This is a genomic window from Streptomyces sp. Edi4 (assembly GCF_040253615.1).
GTDB lineage: Bacteria > Actinomycetota > Actinomycetes > Streptomycetales > Streptomycetaceae > Streptomyces.
In genome coordinates, this window is record NZ_JBEJGY010000004.1 from 3,829,772 (window position 1) to 3,840,383 (window position 10,612).

At 71.6% G+C, this 10,612-nt stretch carries 10 protein-coding genes and 2 pseudogenes; 7 read left to right on the forward strand and 5 right to left on the reverse strand.

Annotation, left to right across the window (positions count from 1 at the left end; all coding sequences use genetic code 11):
* Positions 1-90: 90 nt before the first annotated feature.
* Both ABR738_RS19435 and ABR738_RS19440 read right to left on the reverse strand, forming a co-directional pair.
* Complete coding sequence (locus ABR738_RS19435) at positions 91-648, reverse strand: flavoprotein (RefSeq protein WP_350231252.1); 558 nt, start codon at positions 646-648, stop codon at positions 91-93.
* Positions 645-1,905 (reverse strand): annotated as a pseudogene (locus tag ABR738_RS19440) (helix-turn-helix domain-containing protein). Before ABR738_RS19440 ends, ABR738_RS19435 begins: the two are co-directional and overlap by 4 nt.
* A 176-nt stretch (positions 1,906-2,081) precedes the next feature.
* On the opposite strand from ABR738_RS19440, the gene ABR738_RS19445 reads away from it, so the two are divergent.
* The 3 genes from ABR738_RS19445 (at position 2,082) to ABR738_RS19455 (ending at position 4,227) form a co-directional block, all read left to right on the forward strand.
* Positions 2,082-2,519, forward strand: coding sequence for an ATP-binding protein (locus ABR738_RS19445; RefSeq protein WP_350231253.1), 438 nt, complete (start codon positions 2,082-2,084; stop codon positions 2,517-2,519).
* Between the two features lie 2 nt (positions 2,520-2,521).
* On the forward strand, positions 2,522-3,634 hold the full coding sequence (locus tag ABR738_RS19450) for a carboxyvinyltransferase (RefSeq protein WP_350231254.1): 1,113 nt from the start codon (positions 2,522-2,524) through the stop codon (positions 3,632-3,634).
* Positions 3,635-3,714: 80 nt separating this feature from the next.
* Entirely contained in the window at positions 3,715-4,227 is a 513-nt protein-coding gene (locus ABR738_RS19455) for a VOC family protein (protein WP_350231255.1), read from the forward strand.
* 20 nt (positions 4,228-4,247) lie between these two features.
* Here ABR738_RS19455 and ABR738_RS19460 read toward each other — a convergent pair.
* Positions 4,248-4,796, reverse strand: a pseudogene (locus tag ABR738_RS19460) (flavoprotein); the annotation flags it as partial.
* A 239-nt stretch (positions 4,797-5,035) separates the two neighbouring features.
* Between ABR738_RS19460 and ABR738_RS19465 the strand changes: the two are divergent.
* On the forward strand, positions 5,036-5,227 hold the full coding sequence (locus tag ABR738_RS19465) for an MbtH family protein (protein ID WP_350231256.1): 192 nt from the start codon (positions 5,036-5,038) through the stop codon (positions 5,225-5,227).
* 648 nt (positions 5,228-5,875) lie between these two features.
* On the opposite strand, the gene ABR738_RS19470 is transcribed toward ABR738_RS19465, so the two are convergent.
* Entirely contained in the window at positions 5,876-6,820 is a 945-nt protein-coding gene (locus tag ABR738_RS19470) for a helix-turn-helix domain-containing protein (protein WP_350231257.1), read from the reverse strand.
* 296 nt (positions 6,821-7,116) lie between these two features.
* Between ABR738_RS19470 and ABR738_RS19475 the strand changes: the two genes are divergently transcribed.
* Both ABR738_RS19475 and ABR738_RS19480 read left to right on the forward strand, forming a co-directional pair.
* Positions 7,117-7,293: a hypothetical protein gene (locus tag ABR738_RS19475; protein WP_350231258.1), complete on the forward strand. Its 177-nt coding sequence runs from the start codon at positions 7,117-7,119 to the stop codon at positions 7,291-7,293.
* Between the two features lie 53 nt (positions 7,294-7,346).
* Positions 7,347-8,369, forward strand: a complete 1,023-nt coding sequence (locus ABR738_RS19480) for a LysR family transcriptional regulator (RefSeq protein WP_350231259.1) — start codon at positions 7,347-7,349, stop codon at positions 8,367-8,369.
* Between the two features lie 312 nt (positions 8,370-8,681).
* On the opposite strand, the gene ABR738_RS19485 is transcribed toward ABR738_RS19480, so the two are convergent.
* Positions 8,682-9,731 (reverse strand): aspartate-semialdehyde dehydrogenase, encoded by a 1,050-nt coding sequence (locus ABR738_RS19485; RefSeq protein WP_350231260.1) that lies wholly within the window; start codon positions 9,729-9,731, stop codon positions 8,682-8,684.
* A 266-nt stretch (positions 9,732-9,997) separates the two neighbouring features.
* Between ABR738_RS19485 and ABR738_RS19490 the strand changes: the two genes are divergently transcribed.
* Complete coding sequence (locus ABR738_RS19490; RefSeq protein WP_350231261.1) at positions 9,998-10,612, forward strand: NADPH-dependent FMN reductase; 615 nt, start codon at positions 9,998-10,000, stop codon at positions 10,610-10,612.

A 10,612-nucleotide genomic window follows, 5' to 3' on the forward strand; every position in this document is an offset into this window, starting at 1 on the left:
ATTTGGCGCCGCGTGCCATTCGCGTGCCATAAGGGACCGATTACCGCGCCGATTGCGCGACGCAAGCCCTCCCCGACTCCACACCGCCGATCAGTCGCGGTCAGCGATCACCGGGGTGAGCAGTTCCAGCGCCTCCTCCCAGCGGTAACGGTCGGCACCGCCACCGGCCTTCGGCTTGTGGGGCTCGTACGAGCCGATGAGGACGCCCATTTCGCGCAGCCGGTCCAGGCTCTGGCTGTACGCGGGGTGGGCGGCCTGCGCCGAGTTCAGGTACGGCAGCACTACCGTCGGGATGCCGAAGCCGTGCGCCTCGCAGAGGATGCCCAGGGCGAGGGTGTCGGAGATCCCTGCCGCCCATTTGTTGATCGTGTTGAAGGTGGCCGGAGCGACCGCGATGGCGTCTGCGGGCGGCAGCGGACGCGGGTCGCCCGGTGAGCGCCACGCCGAGCGGATCGGGTAGCCGGTCTGGGCCGCGACCGCCTCGGCGTCTATGAAGCCGAGGCCCTGCGGAGTGGCCACCACACCCACGTCCCAGTTGGCCTCCTGAGCCGCGGTGATCAGCTTCCCGACATCGCCGGCGATCCCGGAGGCGCACACGACGACGTAGAGAAAGGGCTTCTTGGTCTGCTGGTCGGGCTGTTCGCTCACGCGGGGACTCCCAGTTGACGGCTGAAGTGGTGCAGTTCCGGCAGGGTACGGCGGCGGTCGCGGGCGGCCATGGGCGACCAATTCGCGGACGGCCGGGCGGCGGACGTCCTGGGCCGCGCAGCTCTCGGCGATGCGGAGGGCCTGGTAGCCGTCGGCGAGGCGGCCTTGCTGGTTGTAAGCGCGGGCGGCCTCCACCCAGAGGGCTGCCCGCCGCTCGGGGGCGGGGATGTGGCGCCGCATGAGGGGGCCGGCCGTTTCCAGGGCCACGCGCGCGTCACCGAAAGCGTTGGCCGCGCTGACGGCGTGCAGGGCGACGTTGGTGGGGCTGAAGTTGGCCCATGCGTCGGGGCGGTCCAGGGCCACGTAGCGGGCGACGTCCGTCGCCTCGGTCAGGAAGTCCTTGGCCGCAGAGCGGTCCCCGCCACTGCTGGCCGCGGTGACGCCGCGCAGGAGCAGGAGGCCCAGGGCCGCGAGGTAGCGCGGGGAGCGCTGGTCGTAGGCGCCGGTGAGCTGGTCGGCGGTGTGGCGGACCAGGGTGACGGCCTGTGTGGTGTGCTTCTCGCGGGCCAGCAGGTGGGCGTGGACGCGGACGCTGGAGGCGAGGATGACCGGGTCGCCGCAGCGTTCGGCCTCGGCCATGGCGCGGCCGACTGCGAGCCAGGCATTGCCGTGGTCGCTGAGCTTGAGGAGCAGGCTGGCGGAGGTCTGGTACGCGGTGGCCAGCAGCCCCGTCGCGTCAGCCGAGCCGGCCGCCGCGTGGCGGAGATCGGTGATCAGCGGCGGCAGGGTCCGCTCCAGCTCGGCGTAGTCGCAGGTGCAGAAGAGGCGGCGGACCGTGGAAACCCGGCTGCCCAGCTCCGTAAGGTCCTGCGCTCCCTCGCCCGCAGGCGGAATGGGACCGGGCAGGAGGGAGTGGATGAGGTCGCGGTGGCCGGCGGTCGGCGGGGCGGGCGTCGCGATCGCGGCGAGGCTCGCGGCGAGGAAGGTACGGCGGTGCATGTCTTCTGTCTCGGGGTCGCAGGTGTTGCCGTCAGGGATGGCGGCGAGGCCGACGGTGGGCAGCGGAATGCCCAGTTCCAGCGCGATGGCACGTAACACCTGGGAGTCTTCGGTGCCCTTGCCCTGTTCGAGGCGACTCACCTTGGACTGGTGGTAGCCCAGGGTTGCGGCGACGTTCGCCTGGGAGCGTTTCGCGAGCACGCGGGCTCGGCGGATCACTTCGCCGAGCCGTCTCGCTTCGTCGTGCGCATCGGCCATCTGCGCCACGGCTCCTTCCGCCGTCGCCGATCCTGCCTGCCCAACCGAGCGTAGATGAACCGCACTTGGAGTTCATGCGCCTCCTGCATAAGCGATGCAGCACCGGCACCTGAGCTGGCCCGTCCCCTGCCCGAGCCGGTTCCTTGGTGGGGCCGCACTCGCTTGGGAGGCAGCCCGTGGAATCGCAGCACCTCAGTTTCTCTGTACCCGGCACAGCGGTCGCCGTCGCGCACGCACGGCACCGGGTCGTCGCTGGGATATGCGGCTGGGGACTTCCGGTCGGCAGCAGCGTCGTGGAGACCGTGGCGCTGGTGACCAGCGAGTTGCTGACCAACGCCGTGCAGCACGCAGGAGACGGCCCCATTTCGGTGGCCGCCCGGCTGAAGGGCGACACCGTACGCGTCGAAGTCAGCGATTCCAGCCCCGCCCTCCCCACGCTCAGCCTCCCGACTGGGGACGACGAGCACGGCCGGGGGCTGTTCATCGTGGCCGCGCTCGCGGTCCGGCACGACGTCGAGACGACCGAGTCGGGCAAGCGGTGCTGGGCCGAAATCCCCGTACAGCACGAGCCAACTCCCCATTCGTCGCTGCACGTTCCGCTTCCGAGGAGATGACTGTGACAACGACCCAGCTTGCGGCTGTGACGTCGGAGGTGATCGCGATCCGTCCCGGACCGCCGCTCGCCGGGACAGTGACCGTCGACGGCTCCAAGAATGCCGCGCTCCCCCTGCTCGCGGCGGCTGCCGCCCTGCGTCGGCCCGTCCAGCTGGCCAACGTCCCGGCCAACGCGGACGTGCAGGCCATGCTCACGCTGCTCCAGTACGCCGGACACCGCATCGCCCGCCCGGTCGGCGAGCCGAACACAGTCCTGGTCCTCCCCAGCGACGGCGCTCGCATCGCCCCGGAGCTTTTCGAAGCCGCCGCCCGCATCCGCGCCTCGTACTACCTGGTGCCGGCTCTCCTCGCCGCGCACGGCCGGGCCTCGCTGCCCTGGCCAGGTGGCTGCCGGATCGGGGAGCGCGGCATGGAACAGCACTTCCGGGTCTACGAGACCTTCGGCGACCGCTTCGCAGTCGACGACCACGGATACGACGTCGAGGCTGGGCGCTGGCACACCGGCTCAGTGTCGGTCGTGCTGCCCTTCCGCTCGCGCGGCGCCAGCATCGCGGCGATTCTCCGGGCGGTGATCGCCGAGCGCCCTCTCCGGCTGGGGCAGCCGAACCTGTCCCCCGAAGTCATCAGCGTTCTTGAGGCGCTTCGGACGGCCGGTTGGTCGGCCCAGGCCACCGAGCACCTCATCGCCCTCGTCCCGCCCGTGGCTGGCCCGCAAGAACCCGGGGTCTGGATGGTCCCCGGCGACAAGATCGAGGCCGGCACCCTGGCGTGTGCGCTCGCCACCACGCGCGGCGATGGCCGCATCGAGGGCGTACGCAGCGAAGATGTCGCACCGATGGTCGCAGCTCTGCGCTTGCTCGGCGTGCCCGTCGCGGCCCACGAGAATGCCCTCGTCGTCCACGCCGCCGACATGCGCCCCACCCATCACCCTTTACGTGCCATCGCCTCGCTCTCGCCCGGCGGCCTGGACGCGGACTTCGAGCCCCCGCTGATGGCGCTGACGTTGGGCCTGCCCGGCACACACCTCTTCGCCGACACCGTCAACCCCGGACGCGCCCGCATCCGCATCGAACACCAGCGCCGCCGTGGCCGACCCCGGACGCAAGCAGTGTGAGCAGTCCACACCTACTGGCCGCCATTCCCCGCGTTGACGCATCGTGTCGGTAGTGACCAACATGCTGAACGGAGAGCGAAATGGCCGATGAGGCTTTCTTCCGGGTCGGGCTTCGCGTCCCAGACGTCACCGAAGCGGCCAGGTTCTACCAGGGGCTCGGATTCGAGCCGATCGGAGCGATACCGGGACCGGACGGCTCGACGGTCATGGCGATCCTGCGCCGCGGTGAGTTCCAGTTACTCGTCGACGCGCTGGTAGGCATGCCATTTCCCGACAACGACCGCGAACGCATGACGAAGACCGGGCCACGGGGTCTCGGCGTGGTTATCGGCATCGAGGTGGACGACGCCAACGCGACCGCCGTCTACTGCCGTCTGGCCGGGTGCACCGGCACCACCGGTCCCCTCGACGCGCCGTGGGGCGAGCGGTACTTCGAGTGCCTTGATCCCTACGGGTACGCATGGAAGGTCTTCGAACTGCTCCCCGACCCGCCGGCAGACGGCTTGAGCGCCGCCCGCGACAGCTGGTTCGCCGATCCACACTCGGCACCAACCCCGACCCCCATGCGGAACCGGTCACCACTCACCCGGTGAACCTGGCCGGCCGGCGCACCAACAAGGTCCAGGGCCTCGTCCCAGCGGAAACGGTCGCCGCCGCCGCCCGCCTTCGGTTTGTGCGGCTCGTACGAGCCGATGAGGACGCCCATCTCGCGCAGCCGGTCCAGGCTCCGGCTGTACGCCGGGTGGGCGGCCTGGGCCGCGTTCAGGTACGGGAGGACAACCGTGGGGATGCCGAAGCCGTGCGCCTCGCACAGGATGCCCAGGGCCAAGGTATCGGAGATCCCCGCCGCCCACTTGTTGATCGTGTTGAAGGTCGCCGGAGCCACCACGATGGCGTCCGCGGGCGGCAGAGGACGCGGATCGCCAGGCGAGCGCCACGCCGAACGGATCGGGTATCCCGTCTGAGCTCCGATTGCCTCGGCCTCGATGAATCCGAGGGCCTGCGGGGTGGCGATGACACCCACATCCCAGGTCTCTTCCTGGGCAGCGGTGATCAGTTTCCCGACGTCACCGGCGATCGCGGCCGCGCACACGACGACGTACAGGAAGGGCTTCTTGCTCTGCTGGTCGGGCTGATCCGGTTGATCGAGCTGATCGCTCATGCGCAGGCTCCCAGTCGACGGCTGAAGTGGTGCGGCTCCGGCAGAGTACGGACGGGGTCTCCTCTGCTCGAACGCAGGTGAGAGCTTGGCGCCGGTGAGTTGGTCGGCGGTCCGTTCGGTGGCGGGCATCGGATCTGTCGATGTGGGGGTTCGGGAGCTTGCATCGGCGGGGTGTTGTGGCGGAGGGCGCGGCCGCAGAGGCTGGTCCGTGCAGACCTAGCAATCCGTGGAGGTGGGTCGTGGTCCAGGACGACCAAGAGAGCCGTTTCACCGTTGTGATCAACGATGAGGAGCAGTACTCGATCTGGCCGGAGGGGCGCGACGTACCGGCGGGGTGGCGGGGTGTGGGCGTCAGCGGGTCCCGCGAGGAGTGCCTGGCGCATGTGGAGGACGTCTGGACCGACCAGCGGCCCCTGAGTGTGCGCCGTTGAGTGTCCGCTCGTGAGTGTCCGCTGGTGAGTGTCCGTCGGGCCGGTTAAGGGCCTTTCAGCCCGAACGGGGTCGGGGGCGGAGCCCCCGGGGCCCCGGTTGCCGGGCAGGCTGCGGTTGCCGATCCGGCCCGGGTTACCGAGCCGGATCGAGCGCGGTGGCCGAGCCGGATCGAGTGCGGTGGCCGAGCCAGCCTCGGCCGCCGCGCTGACCCCGGGTGCTGAGTCGGCCCCGGCCAACGAGCCCGCCCCGGGTGCCGGTCCGGCCCGGCTGCCGAGCTGGTCGGTTGTGGTGGCGAGCCCGCCCCGGCTGCCGAGCCGGCGACTGCGGTGGCCGAGCCCGCCCCGGTTGCCTGGTCGGCCTCGGCCAACGAGCCCGCCCCGGGATGCCGAGTCGGCCCGGTTGCCGAACCAACCCCGGCGCACGCCGTCGGCGGACCGGGGCGCCAACGGTTCAGGTCGTGGTGCGCCTTCCGACGCCGGCGCCAGCGCTTCGGGCCACGCCCGGTCACGCGCCTACGTGTCCCGCGCGCCCGCGTAACCCGCCCGCCCCGCGTAACCCGCGCACCCGCACCGCTCGCGTGACCCGCCGCCCGCGGCGCAACCCGCGTGGCCCGCACGGACTGTTCGCCGCCCCGCCCGCCGCCGGCGTCACGCGTCGTGAGGGAGCCAGCCGCGTTGGACCGCTCTTACGCCTGCCTCGAATCTGCTGCGGGCCCCGAGGCGGTCCATCAGGCCCGTCGCTATGCGGCGGGCCGTGCGGTGTGAGACGCCGAGGCGTTTGGCTATGCCCTCGTCCGTGTGGCCCTCGGCGAGCAGCCGCAGGGTCGCCGCCTCCTGCCGGTCGAGTTCGTCGGCGTCGCGGCGGGGCTTGACGCTCAGCGGGCTCGCGTTCTCCCAGACCGTCTCGAAGAGGGTGCACAGCGCGGTCAGCGTGCCCTTGCCCGTGATGACGACGGCGCCCTCGCTGCTGTCCTCGTCGTTGAGGGGGACCACGGCCGTCGTACGGTCAAGGAGCGTCATGCGCAGCGGGAGCTCCCCGGCCGTGCGGACCTGGCCGCCCATCGCGGTGAGCCAGTTCGCGTGCGCCACGCTCGCCGCGCAACCGCGCACGCTCTCCAGGTAGATCGTGCGCATCACCACCCCGCGCCCCAGCAGCCGCTCGTTCAGCGGCCGCGCGGACGCCATGTTCTCCTCGGTCTGCGCGCCTCCCGGGGCGAAGGCCATCACCTCCCGGCGCACGTTGTCGGTGAGTACGGCCAGCCGGGCACGGATCTGCGCCACGTCGGCCAGGTGCTCCATGCTCACCGGGCCGCTCACGGGATGACGGCCGGCGTACTCCGATATCAACTGCGAAGCAGCCGTACGGGCTTCCGCGATGCGCTGGCGCTGAAGGGCGAACTCCGCCTGCCTGCGGGCCAGCAGGTAGTCGAGCCCCAGCTCGGGGCTGACCGCCCGGGGCGGCTGCGCGGAGCCCGCGGACGGCTGGACGAGGGACAGTTCGGTCAGCATGTCCAGGGCGGCCCGGACGGCGTCCTCGGCTAGGTCCACGCGGCGCGCGATGGCGGCGACGTCGTCCTGAGGCCGATCCAGCATGGCCCGGTACACCGCTTCTGTTGGCGTATCCAGTCCCAGTAGTTCCAGCATCGCTCAGTCCCCCGATCCGGCGGTGTGTTGCTCCAACGTCCTTCTCCAGGCGCGGGGGCGGCCCACCGTCGGGCCGTTCGGTGACACGGTGGCCACTTTGGGTCATGACCCAATGCGGCCCGCCGTTTTCCTTCCCCCAAGGATCACCAGCGGTGATGCTACTTCCGAGGCGGACGACTCCGCCAGGAACAAGTTTTCAGCCGTGACTCCTCGCCATGGTTTTACGTCCCGAAAGGACGCCGGACATGTTCAGTGCCCGTATCGCCAAGGCCGTCGCACTCACCGCCGCGGCGCTGCTCGCCCCCGCCGTGGCCGCCGGCGCCGCCCCCGGGCCGGCCGCCGTCGCGGTCGCCTCGGCCGCGCCCGCCGGGCAGGGCATCGCGCCCGGCCAGGTGTCCCAGCAGGACATGGGCTGGCAGTGACACTTGATGGCCGTCGTACCCCGCGCCGGCCGCCCGGACCGTCGGGAGCCGGTGTGGACCTGAGACAGCTGACCACCTTCCACCGCGTCGCGACGCTGCTGAGCTTCACCCGGGCGGCGGCCGAGCTGAAGTACGCGCAGTCCAGCGTCACCGCACAGGTCAAGGGGCTCGAAGTGGCCCTGGGCGTCGAGCTGTTCGAGCGGTTGCGCGGACGGATCCGGCTGACCCCGGCCGGGGAACGGCTCGTACCGTACGCGGAGCAGATCCTCTCCCTGGTCGAGGAGGCCCGGGACAAGACCACCGGCTGGGCGGAGCCCTCGGGGGTCCTCACCATCGGCATGCCGGAGAGCCTCACGTCGTACCGCATGCCGCCGGTACTTGAGTACTTCCACCACCGCTACCCACTGCTCCAGCTCGCGCCGCGTCCCAGCCAGTGTGCCCAGACGTGCGAGGCGCTGCGCCAGGGCGCCTTCGACATGGGGTTCCTCATGGCGGCGCGGACGGAGCACCCGGGGCTGCGCACCGAGGTGCTGGGGCGCGAGCCGCTGGTCGCGGTCGCCGCGCCCTGGCATCCCCTCGCGGCGCTGCGGCACGTGAGCACCGAGGATCTGCGCGCGGCGCGCGTCCTGGCGCCCGAGGCCGGGTCGGTGTACCGGGGGCTGTTCGAGGCGGAACTCAACGACAGCGCGGGCCGGCCCGTGGAACTGCTGGAGTTCGGCAACATCGAGTCCGTCAAGCGCGGGCTCGCGGCCGGGCTCGGCGTGAGTGTGCTGCCCGCCATGGCGGTGGCCGACGCGGTCGCCGCCACAACGCTCGCGGTCCTCGACTGGGAGCCGCCGTTCGAGGTGTTCACGCAGATCGCGTGGCGCCGGGGCAGGCAGTACACCCGGGAGATGGGGGTGTTCGTCGACCACATGGCGCAGTTCATGGCCCAGGACGACCGGCTCCCGGCACGTCCGCAGGCAAGGACGCAGGCGCAGTCGAGGACGCAGGCACAGGCAAATGCGCAGGCACAGGCAAGGACGCAACCGCACGCGGGTACGCCGCAGCGCGAGCAGCTTCAGCTGGTGGGCTGAGGGCAGGCCCGAGACCGGGCCGTTGTCCGGCCGCCGGTACGTCGATGACGTACCGGCGGCCGCGTGTTCCCGGCCGGGCGTCGCCTCGCGACGTAGCGCCGGCGGACACACGGGGCGTACCCCATGCGCGGGCCCGGAGCGCGTCGCGACGTGGCGTCGGCGGGTACGCGGGCGCGCCCCGCGCGGACCCCGCGCGCGCCGCGTCATGGCGCCGGCGGATTCACGGCCGCACCCCACGCGCGGACCCGGCCCACGCCACGACGTGGCACCGGCGGACACACGGGCGCACCCCACGCGCGGACCCGGGACCGCTCACAGGTGGCCCCTGGCCACCAGTTCCTCCATGATCTGGAGCGCGTTGAGGGCCGCGCCCACGCGCAGGTTGTCGGTGACGAGCCAGAGCAGGAAGCTCTTGGGATTGGTGGGGGAGACCCGTATGCGGCCCACGTGGATGTGGTTCGGGTCGCCCAGCGTGGTGGGCGTCGGGACGTCGCCGTGCGTGCCGTCGTCGTGGACGGTCACGTCCGCGAGGGAGCCGAGCAGCGCGCTCAACTCCCCTTGTTCGACCGGCGCCAGGCACTCGACCCAGAGCGCCGCCGAGTGGCCGTTGACCACCGGGACCCGGACGCAGGTGGCCGACACGTCAAGGCCGGGCAGGTCCAGGATCTTGCGTGACTCCTGGAGGAGCTTGTGCTCCTGGAGGGTGGAGCCGCCGTCCAGGACCTGGCCGATTCGGGGCACCACGTTGAAGGCGAGCGCCGGGGTGAATTCCTTGGCCGGTATCTCCGCCTGCGGGTCCTGGAGGGCGAGCCGGGACGCCTCCTGAAGCTCCTCGATGCCGGCGTGGCCGCAGCCGGACGCGGCCTGGTACGTGCTGACGACGATCTGGCGCACCCCCCAGCGCCGCTCGACGTCGTGGACGACGCGGACCAGCGGGATCGTCGCGGCGCTGGGGCTGGCGATCACACCGGACGGCGGACGGCGCTCCAGTAGGGCGGAGTTGACCTGCGGGACGACCAGCGGGGTCTCGGCGTTCATCCGGAACGCGAAGGAGTGGTCGATCACCAGCGTGCCGTGGGCGACCGCGACCGGGGCCCAGGCGCGGCTGACCGCGTGGCCCGCGCAGAAGAACGCGACGTCCGCGTCGCCGAAGTGGAACGCGGTGAGGTCGGTGACCCGGTGGTCCCGCTCCCCCACCCGGATGTCGAGCCCGGCCGAGCGGGCGGAGGCCACCAAGTGCAGTTGCCGGTAGCGCAGTCCCCGGTCCTCGATGAGTTCGAGCAGCGTGCCGCCCACGGCGCCGGTCGCGCCGACGACGGCGATGCGCGGAGCGAGCGGGTCGTCGACCAGGGGCATGGACATCGCCGATCGAGTAGAGCCGGTGCGTGCCCGTGCGGCGACCGGAATCCTGGAGGTGGCACGAATTATCGCCGCGCCGCACCCGAGCGGCAATCAGCGCCGGAGCGGATGGCCGATAGCCGCCATCGGCCGTTCCGATCGGCCCGAGGCGATCGGAAACACCGAAGCCGACGATCGGAACTGCCCTTCGGCACACCGTTGATTCGACGTTTGGCGTGACGAAGGGTTGGGGGCGCAACGGCTCCGGGTGACCGGAGTACGCCGAGCGAATGGGTGGGTTCATGCAGCAGGCCGTCAAGGTCGTTGGAATCGGGGGGTCCTCCCGGCCGGGCTCCACGGCGGAGCGGGGCCTTCATGTCGTGCTGGCCGAAGCGGCCCGGCTCGGCGCGGACGTCGAGCTGATCGGCGGCGCCGATCTGGTCATGCCGCTGTACGACCCTCGCGCCGTGTCACGCTCGCCCGAGGCGCACCGCCTGCTGGCCGCGATCACCGCCGCCGACGGTGTGGTCCTGGCGAGTCCGGCGTACCACGGGACGCTGTCGGGCCTGCTGAAGAACGCCCTGGACTACACCGAGGAACTGCGGGGGGACAGCAGGCCCTACCTCACCGGGCGGGCCGTCGGCTGCCTGGCGGTGGGGCAGGGCTGGCAGGGCGCGGTGACGACCCTGGGCGCGCTGCGCGACGTCGTGCACGCGCTGCGGGGGTGGAGCACCCCGTTGGGTGTGGCGATGAACAGCGCGACCACCGGCTTCACCGCGGACGGGCAGTGCGACGACCCGCACATCCAGGGGCAGTTGACCGCGATGGCCGGCCAGGTCGTCGATTTCGCCCGGGCGCACCGGGCGCACCGGGCCACGCGGGCCACGGCGCTCCAGGCGGGATGA

Coding starts and splice junctions, on each gene's coding strand:
- ABR738_RS19455 (WP_350231255.1), top strand. CDS start 3,715: ATGGCCGATGAGGCTTTCTTCCGGGTCGGGCTTCGCGTCCCAGACGTC.
- ABR738_RS19470 (WP_350231257.1), bottom strand. CDS start 6,820: ATGCTGGATCGGCCTCAGGACGACGTCGCCGCCATCGCGCGCCGCGTG.
- ABR738_RS19475 (WP_350231258.1), top strand. CDS start 7,117: ATGTTCAGTGCCCGTATCGCCAAGGCCGTCGCACTCACCGCCGCGGCG.
- ABR738_RS19485 (WP_350231260.1), bottom strand. CDS start 9,731: ATGTCCATGCCCCTGGTCGACGACCCGCTCGCTCCGCGCATCGCCGTC.
- ABR738_RS19490 (WP_350231261.1), top strand. CDS start 9,998: ATGGGTGGGTTCATGCAGCAGGCCGTCAAGGTCGTTGGAATCGGGGGG.